General features: G+C 69.6%; 12 protein-coding genes, 1 pseudogene and 1 CRISPR repeat array. Of the genes and pseudogenes, 3 read left to right on the forward strand and 10 right to left on the reverse strand.

Going from position 1 to position 16972, the window contains the following annotated elements:
- Positions 1-591: 591 nt before the first annotated feature.
- Complete coding sequence (locus O7627_RS27325; protein ID WP_278096328.1) at positions 592-2796, forward strand: tetratricopeptide repeat protein; 2205 nt, start codon at positions 592-594, stop codon at positions 2794-2796.
- Positions 2797-3292: 496 nt separating this feature from the next.
- A CRISPR array of direct repeats spans positions 3293-3696; the repeat unit is 36 nt; unit sequence CCCTCAATGAAGGGCAGCTCCGACGGGAGCTGCGGC.
- Between the two features lie 312 nt (positions 3697-4008).
- Here the strand turns inward: O7627_RS27325 and O7627_RS27330 are convergent.
- From O7627_RS27330 to O7627_RS27370, 9 genes are all read right to left on the reverse strand, one after another.
- Complete coding sequence (locus O7627_RS27330) at positions 4009-4851, reverse strand: sugar phosphate nucleotidyltransferase (protein WP_278096329.1); 843 nt, start codon at positions 4849-4851, stop codon at positions 4009-4011.
- Between the two features lie 84 nt (positions 4852-4935).
- Positions 4936-6924, reverse strand: coding sequence for a hypothetical protein (locus O7627_RS27335; RefSeq protein ID WP_278096330.1), 1989 nt, complete (start codon positions 6922-6924; stop codon positions 4936-4938).
- Entirely contained in the window at positions 6921-8495 is a 1575-nt protein-coding gene (locus O7627_RS27340; RefSeq protein WP_278096331.1) for a hypothetical protein, read from the reverse strand. The genes O7627_RS27335 and O7627_RS27340 overlap by 4 nt, the downstream gene beginning before the upstream one ends.
- A gap of 24 nt (positions 8496-8519) precedes the next feature.
- On the reverse strand, positions 8520-9584 hold the full coding sequence (locus O7627_RS27345; RefSeq protein ID WP_278096332.1) for an Ldh family oxidoreductase: 1065 nt from the start codon (positions 9582-9584) through the stop codon (positions 8520-8522).
- Positions 9581-11374 (reverse strand): glycoside hydrolase family 3 N-terminal domain-containing protein, encoded by a 1794-nt coding sequence (locus tag O7627_RS27350; RefSeq protein ID WP_278096333.1) that lies wholly within the window; start codon positions 11372-11374, stop codon positions 9581-9583. The genes O7627_RS27345 and O7627_RS27350 overlap by 4 nt, the downstream gene beginning before the upstream one ends.
- The gene (locus O7627_RS27355) at positions 11371-11598 is read right to left on the reverse strand and encodes a helix-turn-helix domain-containing protein (RefSeq protein ID WP_278096334.1); all 228 of its coding nucleotides are present in this window, start codon (positions 11596-11598) and stop codon (positions 11371-11373) included. The genes O7627_RS27350 and O7627_RS27355 overlap by 4 nt, the downstream gene beginning before the upstream one ends.
- 93 nt (positions 11599-11691) lie before the next feature.
- Positions 11692-13197 carry an APC family permease gene (locus tag O7627_RS27360; RefSeq protein ID WP_278096335.1) on the reverse strand — a complete coding sequence of 502 codons (1506 nt, stop codon included), beginning with the start codon at positions 13195-13197 and terminating at the stop codon, positions 11692-11694.
- Positions 13198-13220: 23 nt separating this feature from the next.
- Positions 13221-13844: a GPP34 family phosphoprotein gene (locus tag O7627_RS27365; protein WP_278096336.1), complete on the reverse strand. Its 624-nt coding sequence runs from the start codon at positions 13842-13844 to the stop codon at positions 13221-13223.
- A gap of 45 nt (positions 13845-13889) precedes the next feature.
- The gene (locus O7627_RS27370; protein ID WP_278096337.1) at positions 13890-14069 is read right to left on the reverse strand and encodes a hypothetical protein; all 180 of its coding nucleotides are present in this window, start codon (positions 14067-14069) and stop codon (positions 13890-13892) included.
- A 461-nt stretch (positions 14070-14530) separates the two neighbouring features.
- On the opposite strand from O7627_RS27370, the gene O7627_RS27375 reads away from it, so the two are divergent.
- Positions 14531-15067 (forward strand): flavoprotein, encoded by a 537-nt coding sequence (locus tag O7627_RS27375; protein ID WP_278096338.1) that lies wholly within the window; start codon positions 14531-14533, stop codon positions 15065-15067.
- Positions 15064-16236 (forward strand): helix-turn-helix transcriptional regulator, encoded by a 1173-nt coding sequence (locus tag O7627_RS27380; protein WP_278096339.1) that lies wholly within the window; start codon positions 15064-15066, stop codon positions 16234-16236. Before O7627_RS27375 ends, O7627_RS27380 begins: the two co-directional genes overlap by 4 nt.
- Before the next feature lie 253 nt (positions 16237-16489).
- On the opposite strand, the pseudogene O7627_RS37220 reads toward O7627_RS27380, so the two are convergent.
- A pseudogene (locus O7627_RS37220) lies at positions 16490-16784 on the reverse strand (single-stranded DNA-binding protein); the annotation flags it as partial.
- Positions 16785-16972 lie beyond the last annotated feature (188 nt).

Here is a 16972-nt window from a genome sequence, read left to right on the forward strand (position 1 = left end):
CTTCCAGGAACGTGCACGAGCAAGTCAACTGTCGCGGTCGGAGTGCCAGGCACTGCGCTCCAAGCCGCAAGTGCTGGCAGTGCCTCCTGCTTCGCGAAACCCGGTCATTGCCCGGGGGGTTCCGTCAGCACGCGGGAGACCATAGGCGGTAGGACCGACACTTTCTACGGCCGACAGGTCACACCGCTAACTCCTGACGGGCTCTTGAACCAACGCGTGACTTTCCGATCAAGCAGGATTCGGCATAGGCTCGAACGCGAGATCGCCTCAGCAATGCGTCTCACCGGGCAAGTTGCACTTCCATCAATCTTTCGCCATGAGTCGAAAGATGAAGCGGATTCGCTCGGATCTGCGCAGTTCGGACACAGCCACCGAGTACATCGCGCCAAGTCGCAACAGGCAACAGGCTCGGAAAGATCCAGTCCCGAGCACCAGGCCCAGGATCAAGATCTAATGACCGACGGTTTGCAGCTGTGGAACCGGTAGGCACCTCGTCTCAGGCTTTGCCCCCACCGCAATCCACTTGCGCGCACCCAGGACGATGGACCAGCCGGACCGTTCGCGATTGGGGTGTTACGCGTGTGGAGGAAGATGCGGCCATGGCTGACCCTGCTCGCCGCGTCGATCAGCGGGGGTGCGGTTGGCGTACTGACGGCCGTTTGGCTACCACCGTGGGCGGCGGCCGCTCTCGGTACGGCGGGCGCGGGCATCGCGGGCATCTTCAGTGCGAGAGCGCAGGACAGCATCAACCGCGCGGCAAGTCGAGAGCCCGAACGTCGGCGCAGCGTGCGCGATCTGACCGATCCCATCGTTCTCGGCGTCCACCCAGCGGCAACCGTGCGAGGTACCAATGACAGCAACCGAGTGCCGGAGTTCGTGCACCGCGACGCGTACGCAGAGCTGCGTGAACGGCTCCGGGAGGGCGGGTTTGTCCTGTTGATCGGCGAGTCGACCGCTGGTAAGTCCCGCCTGGCGTTCGAGGCGATGCGCGACGAACTGCCAGAGCACCGGTTCCACCGGCCTACACCGGGGCAGGGCTTCGACGGTGTCTGCGCAGCGGTGGGCTCGGGACGCCAACATGTGGTCTGGCTGGACGAATTGGATCTGTACCTTGGCGCTGGTGGCCTAACGGTCGACGCCGTCGATCGTCTGCTGGCGCAGCATCCGTCTCGACATGTGGTGATCTTGGCGACGATGCGAGTGCGCGAGTATGACCGGTACAGCGCCCGCCACCGGGATGCATCCGATGCGGCGGTATGGCGGGCAGGCCGAGACGTGTTGCTGCTCGCCCGCAACCCACTGGAGCTGCCGCGTGCGTGGTCGGCGAGCGAGCTGAATCGCGCACGAAGTACCACTACGGACCGCAGGGTGGTCAAGGCCGTCGCCCAGGCGCATCAGTACGGAGTCGCGGAGTTCCTGGCCGCAGGCCCTGAGCTAGTGGCGGACTGGCAGCGCGCGGCAACCGTGGGCGACCACCCGCGCGGCGCAGCACTGGTTGCCGCAGCCGTCGATTGTCGCCGTATAGGTGTACACCGCCCCATCCCGCTTGAGCTCCTGCTGTCGCTGCACGCAACGTATCTCATTGAGAGCGCGAACCGCCTGCATCTCGAAAGCGTGGAGCAGGCCATTCGCTGGGCAACGACCATAACGTACGCGTCCAGCAGCCTTCTCACCGAAGTCGGCGACCGCGGATATCTCGCATTCGACTACCTGATTGACCAGCCATTCCTCCCTGCCGTGCCCGAACCGAGTTGGACCACACTGCTGGGACACGTCACACCCGCCGAGGCATATGACGTCGGATGGGCAGCGATCGATGTTCAACGGCCGGACCACGCGATCTCCGCGTTCGAGCAAGCCCGCCGGCACCATGTCGCCAACGCCGACTACGCCTACGTCCTGGCCTGGGGTAACGCGGGGCAAGCGGTGGCCGCCGCCGAGCAGCTACGCACGATCGCAGCGGACCGGGAAGTACGATTGGGCCCAGACCACCCCGACACCTTGCAGGCACAGCACGACCATGCCCGCTACCTCGGCGAGGCGGGTAGCGCCGCCCAGGCCGCGCGAATCCTTCGCCATGTCGGCGATCGACGTGCCGCAGTGCTCGGGCCAGATAACCCACACACGCTCACTTCAAAAGGGTACGAGGCCAAATTCGTCGGCCGTTCCGGTGACTCCGAGTCTGCAATACGAATGCTCACCGAGACGGCCGAGCAGCGCCGCCGGATACTGGGTGACAGTCACGTCGACACACTGCTGGTCCGCATCGACATCGCCCGTTACACCGCTAAGGCGGGGCGTTCCGAGGAGGCCGCTCGTCACCTCGCCGAATTGTTGACCGAGATACGTGGACTGTTCGGTCCCGACACCCCGTACTCGTTGAGCACGCGATACGAGTACGCCCGCGCCGTGGGCGATGCAGGCGAACCACGAAAGGCCATCGCCCTGCTCACCGAGCTGATCGCCGACCAGCAACGGATTCTCGGCCCCCGGCACCCCCGCGTGCTGAGCACCCGCCACCAGCTCGCCCGGTTCCTTGGGGAGACCGGAGACCCGGCCACTGCAGTTCGGCTGTTCGCCGAGCTCGTGAACGACCGCGTACGCATCCTTGGGCCCGACCATGCCCGCACCATCGGGTCCAGGCTCCAGCACGCTAGGTTCCTCGCCGACGTAGGCGAGTCACAGCTTGCGTCAGCCACGCTGGACGAAGCACGTCGGGCATGCGTCGCCGCCCTGGGTGATCAACATCCGTTAAGCCGCTTCGCAGAGCATCTTGCGCAGACCGTCAACCGCTGACGGCCCCGGTCGCCCCCGCCACCGAATCACTCCTATGACTCGCGCAGAACTCCGCTCGGTCCGCCCTCTCAACGGATCATCGTGCGACACCGATCTGTCCGCGGCCGACGGCGAGGGGCTGCGGCTGACCTCTTGGTGACGGTCGCCCAGACGGGTCAACCAGGGCAGCTTCGACGGGAGTTGCGGCACTGTCAGAGGCGTCGAGCCGGTGGCGTCGCCGAGGCCTCAATGAAGGGCAGCTCCGAGGGAGCTGCGGCCGGCGATCGGGTTCTTGACCGGCTTGCCCGCCTGGATCGGGCCTCAATGAAGGGCAGCTCCGACGGGAGCTGCGGCATGTCGGCGATGACGGACACGTAACCGAGGACCATGCCTTAATGAAAGGCAGCTCCGACGGGAGCTGCGGCTCGACCAAGACGTCTCTGCGGGCCAGCTCCATGCGGTTCCCTCATGAAGGGCAGCTGCGGCCGCGGCGGCACCTGGAGCGGCTGCTGGTGCTGCCTCAATGAAGGGCAGCTCCGACGGGAACTGCGGCTCGGTCGCATCACTCTGCCGCGCGACAACTTGCGCCTCCCTCAATGAAGGGCAGCTCCGACGGGAGCTGCGGCCCGGGCGCCCACGAGTCCAGGCCCTCGGCGTAGCGGGCCCCTCAATGAAGGGCAGCTCCGACGGGAGCTGCGGCGCCATCGCCAACCACGAACCCGCTCGGCCGCCGCCCCTCAATGAAGGGCAGCTCCGACGGGAGCTGCGGCCGGGGTGCTGATCTCCGGGCCGATCGAACGCCCCGGACACCCTCAATGAAGGGCAGCTCCGACGGGAGCTGCGGCTCGGGAGCCCCTGCCCGGAGTGCCGGGCGACGGCTTGCGCCCCTCAATGAAGGGCAGCTCCGACGGGAGCTGCGGCAGGGTGCAGATTCTAACTGTCTTGAGCTGGGCTGGATCCGGTCCGCTGCGAAGGGTCCTACCCTCGTCGGCTGAGTGACACCCCACGGGACCGATTGCGCTCGTCAATCATGGCGGTTGACCTGGCCAAACAACCTGGCGACGGGTCCACGCTCACGGGCGGGATGACGGAGGCTTCGCCAGGCTTCCACAGTGGGCGGCTTACGTCGAGATGCGGAGCGTCAGGACGGCCCGACATCAGGCCGTCGATCGGCAGCCTATCGGGCTTCTCACCAATTGAGCAGCCTCTCGGACTGAGAAGGTCGCCTGCCAGCTACCGGTCGGCCAGCCCGGCGGCGGCGTTGTTGGCGGCGAGCCAGCCGTTGATGTTTCCGCAGTCGTAGTAGGTGCCGGTGATGGGCGAGACGAGGGTTTCGTGGTCGGTGGCGTACGCCTCGATGACATCGGTCGTCTGGTATTCGCCGGTGCTCGGATCCGGCCGGAGCCGATCGAAGTACCCGGTGATGTCTGCCGGCAGGTAGTAGCGGCTGATGTTGACGAAGCAGGTGGGTTTCTGCCAGTCGCGGGGCTTCTCGACGATGCCCGTGAAGATGTGCGTATCGGCGTCACGGTTGGCTGTGGACAGCACCCCGTACCGGTAGGCCTGCGTGCCGTCGACCGTGGCGGCCGCGAGCGCGGCGGACACCCCCGCCTGCCACGCCCGATCGACAAGATCAGCGATGTCAGACCCGCCGTCAGCCCGAAGGAGCAGGTCATCGCCCGCGAGCAGTACGAAGTCCTCGCCCGCGATGAAGTCCCGGGCGACCATGGCCGGTACGGCGGTGCCGTACCGCTGGTCCCGGGGTTGTTCGAGGAACGTGAAGGTGGCCAGGTCCTGCAGGTGGGCAGCCGGTCGCCACTTGTCGTCCCAGCCTCGGTCGTGGAAGTACGCCTCGGTGTCCGGGTCGGCGGTGAAGTAGTGGCGGACCTGGCTGCCGGCCTGGCCGGGGGCTGTGACGATGGCGATGTCGGTGATTCCGGCCCGGACGCAGTCCTCGACCGCGTATTGGACGACCGGCTTGGTGAGGATCGGAAGCATGCATTTGTTGAGCGTCTTGGCGACAGGGAAGAATCGCGTGCCGAAGCCGGCCACGGCGATCACGGCTTTCGTGGGCACGTACGATTCCCCTTCGCTTTCTGTCCTGTCGACCGCCCAGATTCTACGCAGCGGTCGACCGGCAGCGACGGGGATCGCCGAGGGCTACGCGCCGTCGGGTTCGTGATCGCGGGCCTGCTGGCGGACGCGTTCGAGCATGGCGGGGTAGTCACGGGGAGTGCCGACGTACCCGTCGGAGTACTGATGCAGCGCGCACACCCCGACCTCCGTGATCGTGGCCTCGGCGAGGCGGGCGAGCAGCAGGAGTTCGGAGTCGAAGCTGAGCTGACGGTCGCGGACGGCGGGCAGGATCCGCCGCAGAAGGTCACCGCTGAAGGCTTTGAAGCCAGCCTGCGGGTCGGTGACCATGGGCAGCCGGAGCAGTTCGGTGACGGCCTGCTGGTACCGGCGGGCGGCGGCGTTCGGTCCGACGGGCGGGTAGTAGCCGTGTGAGTCGGCCAGGCGACGCGAGCCGATCACCACGTCGGCCTGCCCGCTGATGAGTGGGTGCAGCAGGAGCCCGGCCTGGTTGAGCGGGTAGGTCAGGTCGAGGTCCGTGTAGAGCAGATACCGATGGCTGGCCAGCTGCCCGAGCCCGTACAGCACAGCGCCGCCCTTGGCCGAGGCCGACCCGTCGGGCCGGGCGGCGACCGCCACGGTCAGCCCCGGGACCGGGTCGAGGACCGCGAGGATGTCAGCGACCTCCCGGGCGGTGGGGCCGGCGGGGTCGTCGTCGACGAAGAGCACCTCCACCAGCGCGTCCGGGTGGCTGTCGAGGAGCCACCCCAACTGCTCTATCTTGACCCGTACCGCGTCCTGGCCGCCCGGATGAACATCATCGGGTACGCGCAGCCGCGCCTGCTCGGCGCGCATCGGAATGACGACGCCGAGACGCAACCGCCCCGCATGGTCGATGAGGTGGCTCTTGGATCGAGCGGCCTTGACCGCGGCGACGAACCCGGTGACGTGCAGGCTCGCGACCCGGTCGCCCTGCTGCCGAGCGAGGTGCTGGGCGAACGACCGCAGGACGGCGTCGTCGGAGAACCGGTCGAGGGACTGGATGTGCCGATACCCGGTGAGCCGGTCGGCGACGGCGTGGAGCAGGCGCCGACCGGCGGGGTCGGTCGCCCAACAGCGGTCCGGGGTGGCGCCGGTCGCGGTCCGGGCGTTCGCGGCGAGCAGGTGGTACGCGACGACGAGCGGCCGCTGGCACGCATCCCAGGTGGATCCGTCCGGCGTCGTGGCGTGCGCCGCCCAGGTGGTCTCCCACAACGCCCCGAAGCCGTCAGGGTCGCTGCCTGCCCGGGCCGACACGAGTCCGGTCTGACGGTGCCGATGGTGCATGACGGGCCGCGCCGCAGCCGGAAGCGCGGCAGGAACCCCGGCGACGCGGGCGATCGCCGCCTCGGCGTCGTCGCCACAGGCCGCCGTCTCCCGCAGCTCGCCGACCAGGAGATCGGTGGCACGGGTGAGCTGACGCGTAGAGTCCGCCAGAGTCTCCCGCACCCCCGCGAGAGGTGCCGCCACCGATTGAACGCGCCGGGCCCGTTCCGTACGGGCGAGCGCCGCCGCGGCCTTCCGGGCGAACTCGTCGACCTCCAGTGCGTCACGGGCGGTCAGGACGCGGCTCAGTGTCGGAAGCCGACCCTCGTCAATCACCTCGGCCGCGAGCGTCCGGGCCAGGATCTCGGCCAGGACCGCCCCGTCCGCCTTGACGATGGTGTTGGTGAACCGGGCGCTGGCAACGAAGTCGAGGTCGACGCCGGCGGGCCGATGTTCCAGGAACGCGACGGTACGGGTGACCCGATGGCAGCCGGCGTCGTTCCCGAACAGACGGGTACGCAGCCGGCTCGTGCTCGCCCGCAGATCCGCGTGAACCGCGACCAGGTGGGCGAGCACTCCGGTCGGCAGGTCCTCGCGCCCGTCGAGCGCGTGGGCGATCCCGGCTGCGACGGCGGGCCTGTTGACCTGCACGAGGCGGTGCAGCACAGCCGGATCGTTCGACGTGATGGCCATGAAGACGGCCAGCCGCAGGTGGTCGGACTCCAGCGGACGCCGCAGTAGCAACGGGCTGGCCGCCTGCTGGTCGTTCACGACAGGGCCTTCACGATGCCGACCGCAGCTTCGCGGGCGGTGTGTACCGGGAAGACGAGGTTCTGCCGCAGGAATGTCCGTTCGAACGGGGTCAGCTCAGGGTGTACGACCACCGTGTGGCCGGTGATGCTGAAGGCCGCGTCGGGTTTAGGGATCCGGGCGAGCAGGTGCCGGACCTGCTCCTTGGTCGGTGGGGTCGCGGCCGCGCAGACCGCGTGCTGGTCGAGCGGGCAGCGCAGCAGGCAGTTGCTCTGCGGGGTGTCGTAGTGTCCGTTGTAGTCGGGCTGGTGGCTGCCCCGGACGATGACCCGTCCGCAGGAGGAGCGCCGCACCACGACCGGCCGCCTTTCAGGTTCGATGTCGGCGTACACCTGGTCGTAGATGGTCATGATGCGGCGTTCGGTGTCGGGGGTGAGTAGCTTCTTGCCGGGGGTGAAGGTGCCGGCCGGCAGCGGGAGGCCGTAGGTCATGAAGCTGGTGAGGTGGTCGTCGCCGAACTTGAGCCCGCCGAGGACGACGACGCGGGCACCGGCGGTCTTGAAGGTCTCCCAGACGGTACGGATGTGCGTGTCGGTGGTGTTGATCCCCTCGGCGATGGGCCGGTAGTAGGCGATGACGTTCAGCCGTTCGGACCGCAGGGCGCGGCGCAGGAAGTCGATCCGCTTGGCCACGTTCGGGGGTTCGACGGTGCTGGGCATGGCCGCGTAGCAGACGTTGATGTCGAGGTCGACGTTGCGGAGCTCTTCCAGGGCGGTGATCTGCTCGTCGCTGAGTCCGTACTTGGTGATGCAGCTGACCCGGTTGGTCAGTCCGAGGTCGTCGAGGCGGCGCAACGCCGCGAGGGTCCGGGGCCACAGTTGCGGGATGAACGCCTCGGAGGTCGACATGTGCAGGCCGATCGGGGTGATGTGCGGGGTGAACCAGGGGTGGGCCAGCAGCCGGTCGATGGCCTGGTCGGCGTCGAGGAATTCGGTAGGCTGCCACGAGCCGAGGTAGCCGTCGACGGTGTCGCCTTCGCGGCGGTAGCAGTAGGCGCACATCAGCGGGCAGCCGATGCCGAAGTCGACGCTCATCCCGCCCTTCATCTGCGACACGAGGTAGCTGGTGTTCAGCCCGTCGGGTCCGGCGTCCTGCTGCGACCGCAGGATCTCGTCGGCGGTCATGGCCGGCCGGTAGCCGGGGTCGGGTCGGGCCTTGAGCGCCAGCGGCGCGGTGGGGCTGCCGACGATGCCGGGGTACTCGTAGGTGAGGTTGATCGAGAAGCGGAGCGCGTCGACGTCGGCCGGTTCGAGGCGGTATGCGCGCTGCAGCGGCTCGATGAGCCGGGCCGGGGTCTCGGTCAGGGGCACCCTGCGTCCGGTCGGTTCGTGCAGCATCCGGTCGGCGGTGAGGACCCGCAGCGCCTCCGGCAGTTTGGTCGGTTGCCGTCCGGTGGTGGCTCCGACGTGGGCGAGTCGGGCGGTGGTGACGGCCAGGTACGGGTCGGTCAGCGGTCGCAGCCGGTGCAGCCGGGCGGCCAACTGGTCCCGCAGGCTCGGATCGTGCAGACCGTAGGTGGCACGTGCGTTCATCGTTTCCTCCAAGCGTCGGGCGGATCAGGAACCTGCGGCATGGACGGTGATGAGGTGGTCGGTCAGCGTGGTGGGGTCGACGCCGTACCGGCGGCCGGCGTCGGTCAGGCAGCGCAGGTGCGCGGCGTCCAGGCCGATGCCGTCCCGGTCGGCGACGGCGGCCGCCTCCCAGCCCCGGTCGCCGGGGAGCCGGGCTCCCGCGATGCCGGCAACGGGCACCGCGTCGCGCACCGCGGCGGCGAGGTGTTCGACCTGCCCGACAGCGACCCCGAGGCCGCGGGGGTGGATCGCCACGGTGAGCAGTCCGCGCCGCTCGCCCGACGGCAGGGCGGCGGAGCCGGTGAAGGTGCCGGCGAGGATCTCGGCGATCACCGCCAACGCGGAGCCCTTGGCCCCACCGAACGGCCGCAGCACGGCCGCCCGGCCGGCGTCGCGGGTGGGCAGACCCGCATCGTCGTACGCGACGTCGCCGGGCAGCGGCCGGCCGGCGGTGCGATGTTCGGAGACGGCGCCCCAGGACATCGCGCCGCAGGCGAGGTCGGCGACGATCGGCGGGTGGCCGCCGCGCGGTACGGCGACAGCGACCGGGGTGTTGCCGAGCACCGGCGACACCGAGCCGTCCGGGGCGACGCTCGCCGCGCCGGTCTGCCCGATGACGAGGGTCAGCATGTCGGCGGCGGCGCCACTGATCGCCGACGAGCCGGCCGCCCCGATGTGTCCGCAGCCGCTCACGGCTACCACGCCGGCACCCATCCGGCGGGCGATGGCGGCGGCGTGCCGAACCGCCACGTCCGCCGCCCAGGGCCCGAGGGCACCGTCGGCGTCGAGCCGGCGGCAGACGCCGCCCCGGAACACGGTGCGGATCCGGGGTCGCGGGTTGAGCCGCCCGTCGGCGAGCTTCGTCAGGTACCGGCCGGCGAGTCGGCTGCCGTGCGACAGGATCCCCCGCCGGTCGGTGTCGACCTGAACCCGGGCCACCCGCCGCGCCGGCCGGTCCGCCACCCCCACCGCCCGGTAGCAGGCCGCCAGGTACTCGACCAGCGGTCCGGCCGGCACCCGAGCCACCACGAATCCGCCGGGCCGCGTCACCGCCGACCCCATTCGACGGGTACGGCGCCGCGCGGTCGCCGTACCCCGAACAGGACCTCGACGGCGGCGGCGACGCTCGCCTCGTATGGGCTGTAGGTGGCCACCGCGACCTGCGCCGGCGTGCCGTCCAGGTCCGCCGGATCTCCCGTCGCGAGGTGAACGGTCGGGACACCGGCCGCTTCGAATCCGGCGATGACCCGCCGGTGGTTCGACCCGCTGTGGCAGGCGTTGTGCGTCACCACAACCACCGCCGCGAACGGGCAGGGCAGCAGCGGCGGACCGCCGCACACCGCCGACAGGTCAATGACCTGGATCTGTCCGTGGTGGCGACGCAGCAGATCCGGCAGCGTGAACGGCGTCTGCCAGGAACTGTCGGCGCGCAGCCGTCCCGCCGGGGGCATCCGGACAACGCCGAGCAGGTCGGCCGCCGCCGGCCGCAGCGGCAGCAGCCGTTCGTCGTCGCGTACGACGGTCACCGCCGACCGCGCCAACCGGCGGGCGGTGGCCGCCGCCGCCCGATCGACCACCTCGTAGCCGTCGTCGTCGAGCAGGGCGGCGCGGTCGTCGACGCCGAACCGCCGCGTCAGGGCCCGGACCCGGCCGGCAGACTCGACCACCCGCTCCTGGCTGAGCCGGCCGGACTCGACGGCCTCCACGACAGCGGCGATCACCGCGGCCCGCCGCATCCCGGTCATCGTGTTCGCCCGGCGGATCGCCCCCGGGGACGTCGACCGGGAGATCTCCGAGTCGACCATCAGCAGGTCGGCCCCGGCCAGCATCGCCCGCACCGCCGCCTCCCCGATGCTGCCGGCCTGCCGGGTCACCGCCGGAATGGACAGGTTCTCCGTCACGATCACGCCGACGAAGCCGAGCCGGTCACGCAGCAGCCCCTGCACGATCGCCGGGGAGAAGACCGCCGACGCATCGTCGAGGTCCGTGACGACGTGGCTGCCCACCATCACGGCGGCGGCCCCTGCCTCGATCGCGGCGGCGAACGGCTGCAGCGCGCCTTCGGGAAGCCGGTCCAGTGTCGACACGCCCCGGTGCGGGTCGCCGCTGGCACCGCCCAGCCCCGGGAAGTGCTTCGCGGTCGCGGCCACCCCGACCGACTGCAGTCCACGGACATAGGCGGTGGCGAGCACCGCCACCCGGCCGGGGTCGTCGCCGAAGCTGCGGGTCCCCACCGCCGGGTTCAGGTGGTAAAGGTCGCAGACCGGGGCCAGGTTCCAGGTCACGCCCAACGCGCGCAGCTGCCGACCGACCGCCGCGCCGGCCTGCTCGGCCAGCCGCGGATCGTCGGTCGCGCCGATCGCCATCGCCCCCGGCAGCGTCGTCACGTCCGGCCAGTCGAGCGCGTCGAGCCGGCCGCCCTCCTGGTTGACCGTCAGCGCGCAGCCACCCTCGTTCTCGATCGTGCGGGCCAGCAGCCGGCGCAGCACGGCACCGCTGGTCGCGGTCCGCTTGCTCAACCGGCCCGCTCCCCCACCGAACCAGAGCCCGACCCGGTGGTCCTCGGCGTCGCCGTGCAGCGACCGGAACCCGGGCCGCACCAGCTCCCGCACCAGCGAGCCCAGCGGGGAACCCGCCAGAATCGCCGTCCGCACCGCCGGCCGCGCGGCCCGCAGGCCCTCGGCCCGACCGGCGACGCTGGACCGGACGGCGACCCCGGCCAGGTGCAGCTGCCGCTGCACCACGCTGTAGGAGAAGCCCAACTCGGCAGCGATCCGCTGCATCGGCTCCCCGGCCAGGTAACGGTGCACGATCTCTGCCTGCGTACCAAGGTCGCTCATGGCTGCTCGCGTCGGGCCCGGCGGCGATGGGAGCCGCCCCTCGGTCGGAAAGTCACGCCGCCCTCGGCGAGCAGCGCCCGCACGAAGCCGTACGAGCGGCCGGTGCTGCGCATGATCGTGCGGATCGACTCACCTGACCGGTATCTGTCCGTGACGGCTGCGGTCCAGGCCTGGCGCTGTTCACCGACGATCCGGCGGTTGGGCGGACTCGAGAGGGGTTCCATCGCCTTGTCGCTCTCCTTCAATAAGGGTGGGGATTCCCACGGCCCCGACCGGCGTGCCTCGGGCCGGACCGCAATGGGGCGCCGGGCTGTTCGTCAGGTCGGCCACCGTCCGAGCGGTGGAGCCCCCAGCACGGGGATAGCGGCCTTCGCGCCCCGGCCGATAGCCGCGTACACCTCAGGGCGCCGAGCCCGTAGCCGCAGGCCCCAGAGCGTGCCGGCGACGCCGACCCCGACGTAGCCGGCGGGCACGCCCCAACCAAGGACATGACCTTCGGGTACGCCGAGCAGCAACCCGAAGTTCGTCACCGCGAGCGCGACGACCACCAGCAGCGCCGCCAACGCGATGACCGGGGCCACCACCCGCCGCCACCGGCTCTCCCCCGACGGCCGACGGGCAAAGAAACCGACGACCGCGACGGCGGTAGTGGTGATCAGGAACAGCACCCCGAGGCCGCCGCTGGTGCCCGCCCAGAAGAACAGGTGCACCAGCGGATCGTGACCACCGGCCGCGTAGCCGACGATCACCGCCAGGCCGAGCCCGGACTGGACCAGGGACGCGTTCGCGGGCGCGTTGCCGTGCATCGTCGTCCAGCCGAGCCTGGCGGGCAGGACCCCTTCCCGGCCGAGGGCGAACATGTACCGCGCCACCGTGTTGTGGAACGAGATCAACGCCGCCACGATCGACGTCACGAACAGGAGCTGCCCGACCGCCACCAGCTCACCGCCCAGGTGAGCACCGGCCAGGTTGAACACCAGCCCGGTCGACTCGTCCCGGGACCGGTCCACCACCTGCCCCGGCCCGGTGGCCACCGTGACAGCCCAGGACGCGAGGACGTAGAGCAGCGCGGTGATCCCCACCGCGAGGTACGTGGCGGCCGGCACGGTCCGGCGCGGATCCTTCGACTCCTCGCTGAACACCACGCTGCTCTCGAACCCGACGAACCCGAGCAGCGCCAGCACCAGCAGCGCCCCGGCACCCGGACCGATCAGGTTCTGCGGCGCCAACGCCTGCACCGACACGACACCACCGGCGGGATGGGCGAGGCTGGCCAGGCTGTAGACCACGATCACCGCGACCTCCGCCAGCAGCAGCACCGCCAGCACCCGCCCGTTGAGCTCCACCCGCGACAGCCCCAGGACGGCGGTCACCGACCACGCGGCGAGCGCGATCACCCACCACGACAACGACCAACCGAACCAGGAGCCCAGCAGCGGGCCGGCCGCCGCACCGACCGCGCCGTACAGGCCGACCTGCAACAGGTTGTACGCCACCAGCGCGACCCACGCCGCGCCCACCCCGGCCGGCCGGCCGATGCCGTGGGCGACGTAGGGGTAGAAGGCGCCCGCGTTGGCCATCTGCCGGCCCATCGCCACGAACCCGACCGCGAACACCGCCAGCAGGACCCCGACCGCCGCGAACGCCACCGGAATACCGATCAGCCCCGTGGTCGCGTACCCGGTCGTCACCACCCCCACCACGACCGTCAAGGGCGTAGCCGCGCTCAGCACGAAGACCAGCACCGCCGGCACGCCGAGCCGGTCCGCCGCCAACCGTGTCGACACCAGATCCGACCCCACCGGAAGAAACTGTCTGACCATCAGGAACGCCTCCCAGGCCAAAGTCAGGACCGGGCCGCCAGGACCGCGTCCCCCACCGCGGTCCGGGCCGCCGCCACCAGCTCGTACGCCGGCTGCCACACCGCACCGACCGCCTGCTCGAAATACGACCGGCTGCCCGCAGGAAGCCCGTCCAGCAGGAAACGGTCCAGACCGGTCGCCGCGCAGAGCCCCGCGAGGAACACCTCGTCCTGTGCCAGCGACGCGCGGCACCGCAGCTTCATCGACAGCAACGCCCATGGCATCGCGGCCCGGTTCGTGTCGGTAGGCACATACACCACCGACGTGCTGATGAGCCGTCGACGCATCGTCCGCGGCCGCAGATAACCGGTCCGCCACAACCGTTCCGCGACAAGATCCGTCGTATTGCCGGCGAAGAAGCGCACCCACGTCCGAACATCCGTGCGCTCCGGTTGCGCCGCGAGCTGATCCAGCACGGTGTGCGCCAGCGCGTCCACCGGCACCGGCCGGCGGAGCAGCCGCAGCCGACCACCCTGCACCCACAGATGCCGGGAGTAGACCAACTCCGCGAGCAACGCCGCACCGAGCCCGAGCCCGCAGACCCGCGACGCCAACCTGGCCCGCCCTGTACGGTCATCGTGACCGAGCAGATAGAACTGATCAGCCAAGGCCATCTCCACCGTCCGCCACCTCCCGAAGTTGTCGACCGCCGGTCAGGTCCGAACGACCAGCTCCAGCTCCTGCGACATCGCACCGACACGCACCACGGCCAGCACCCGCCGAAACAGATCCGGCCAGTCCTCGACCCGCACACCGTCCGCCGGCACCAGCCGCCGCTCATCCAGCACGTCGTAGATCAGCCGCTCCGCCACCCCGGCGTCGACCGGACCCAACCGACAACCGCAGGGCGACCGGTAACACCGCCGCCCATCAGCCGACAGCAACGGCGCCAACCGCAGATCACAACCGCCGCAGACCAACACCCCGCAAAGCGGGAAGATCTGCGAGGGGACGGACTCCATTGCCCCCGAACAGCGTGGGCGAGTTCGATGATCCAGCGGCTGAGACGCAACTCGGTCTTCGACCATTGCGGTTCTCCCATCTGGACAACGCCTCGTTGTGCTGAACGGGCCGCACGATGACAGATGCCGTCGTGAGTTGAATCACCGTAAGTGGCTCTACGCGCAAGAGCATTACTGTTCCTAATACAACTGGTTGATCACTGATACATCCCTCTCGCGCGGGGCCAGACGGGAACCACTACTGATCCCAGCCGTTCCCAGATGCAGTCCATGACGTACGGGTGAGAGCATGAGGATCGGATGCGGCTGGAGGAACCTTGAGGAACTCACCTGTGCTCTACGTCGTCGCCTGCGGTGGCCGGTCCGCCGCACAGCTCGTTGACCACCTGCCCGACTGGCAGGCCGACGGCTGGCGGACCTGCGTAATCGCCACGCCGATGGGCACGAACTTCATTGATCGCGAGAAGCTACAGCAGGTCTCGGGGCACGTCGTTCGCTTCGCCTACAAGCAGCCGGACGAACCTGATGCGTTGCCGCCCGCCGACGCTGTTGTGATCGCCCCAGCCACCTTCAACACCATCAACAAGATGGTGAGCGGCAACAGTGACACCCTGGCTCTTGGAATCTTGAACGAGGCGATCGGCCTGGGCTTGCCGATGGTGGCGGTTCCCACGCCCAATGCGGCTCTCGCGCGACACCCAGCGTTCCCTGCAAGCGTCGCGACCCTTCGCAGCTGGGGGATACAGGTGATGTTCGACCCGAGGCGGTTCCCCCTGCCAACTCCGAACATGGGGCCACCGGCGGCCGATCTCTTCCCCTGGGAGGCGCTGCGGACCGAACTGGTAGCGATCCGAGGGAGATTGCCATGAGCGCGAATCACATTGGCGTCCGCGTACGGCACTGGCGGCTCAAGCGAGGGCTGTCTCAGCGGGCGCTCGCGGAGCTGGCCGGATTTACCCAGGGCTACATCGCGCAGATAGAGGCCGGCACCTCGCCCCTGGACAAGCGCAGCTCGCAGGTATCGCTCGCCCAGGCGCTACAGGTCTCGGTGGCCGACCTGACCGGGCAGCCATACGATCCCCAGAGCATCGAGCACTCCGTCGCGGCCACCGCGTTGCCCGCCCTCCGGGGAGCGCTGATGGCGATATCGCTCGACGACCGGCACACCGCCGCCCGGGGCCTCGATCAACTCCGTGCGGTCTTCGACAACGCGGTTGAATTGCACAACACGTGCCGGTACGACCGGCTCCTACCGATACTCCCCGCCCTGCTATTGGACCTCCACGCCCACCGAGACAATCCCGAAGCAGCCACCATGCTGGTCTGGATCTCATACGCCACCACCTTCGCGGCCAAGTACCTGGGCTACGTCGACCTCTCCATGCTCGCCGCCCAACAGTGTCGAACGATCGCTCCCACCCTCGCCGATCCGGCCTGGCTGGCGGTCGCGGAGTTCGCCGCCCTCCACGCACTCCCCCCGGAAGCGAAGGACGTGGCCCAGCGACACACTGCCGCGGCACTCGACCGCACCGAGGCCGCCGCAGGCGACACAAGGGCGGCCCAGGTTTACGGAATGCTCCACCTGACCGCAGCGATGTCGTCCGCCATCACCGGCCGCACCGATGCCGCCCACGCACACCTCAACGAGGCCGAGCAAGTAGCGCAGCGCGTCGGCGAACGCAACTTCGCACAGATGTGGTTCGGTCCCACGAATGTCGTCATCTGGCGGATGGGTGTGTACGCCGAGCTCGGTGAGGGTGACCGGGTCAGCGCCATACCGGAGATCGACCCGACCCGTCTCGGCTCGTTGAACCGCCAGGCCACCTACTACGCCGACATGGGCCGCTCGCTCGCCCAGTCAAAGGGGAACGAACCCCGAGCACTCGCCGCCCTGCTGCGTGCCGAGTCGATCGCGCCGCAGCGGGTGAGATTGTCTCCCCAGGTACGGGAGACCGTCGGCGCCATGCTTCGTAGGGCTAGAGCGACCGCCGGTGGGCGCGAACTACACACCCTCGCCCGACGTCTCGGGACGGTCTGACGGCACGACCCAGGTTGACCAGCCGAGACTCGAGCCACCTCGTCTCCACCACTTTGCAGCACATGCGGCCGGTCCTATCTCGGGGCAAGCCGTCGCCGCAGGATTGGCACATGAGCCTGCAATTTCTCAGTTGTCCCGCAAGGTCTTGGGAAGAGTCGCCAATCGGTCGAGCAGCACCCAGCTGTCCCGCTCAATCTCGCGGACCCGGCCGGCGGCACCGGCAGGTCGAAGTCGTCCTCGAACGCGCGGCCGTCCGGCGGGCCGGCACCTCGTGGTCCGGGACCGGCTCGGTGCGCTCACCGTTCGCCCGGGCGTCGGCCTCGGCGATGCTTGTCACGTTCAGCCGGTTGTGCAGGAACCGCGCCCGCCCCCCTGGACAGTTCGTGGCCGACCGCCACCGCCTCCATCTCGTTGAGAGTGCAGTGGTTGCCCGCCTCGTCGGTCCAGTCCCGGGTGTACATCCGCCCGAACACCACCACCGGGTCGCTGACCCCGACCGAGGCGCCCACCCCCACGGCCAGCTTCCGCCAACAGTTGCACCGCACCCGGTTGTGAGGCAGCCCCATCTGAGCGTTTCCGGCCCACACACCGGTGGGGCGTGCCTCAAGAAGACCGTGCGAGCACACCCGCCGAGGCGCGCCGGACGGCCCGCAGCGGACGCCACAGCTCACGCTCTGCACATGAACCTAAGTCGCTCAGAGACCGGCTGACGTGCTGAGTGAGAAAGTAACGCGCC

This window comes from Solwaraspora sp. WMMD1047 (genome assembly GCF_029626155.1).
In the GTDB taxonomy this organism is placed as follows: Bacteria; Actinomycetota; Actinomycetes; order Mycobacteriales; family Micromonosporaceae; genus WMMD1047.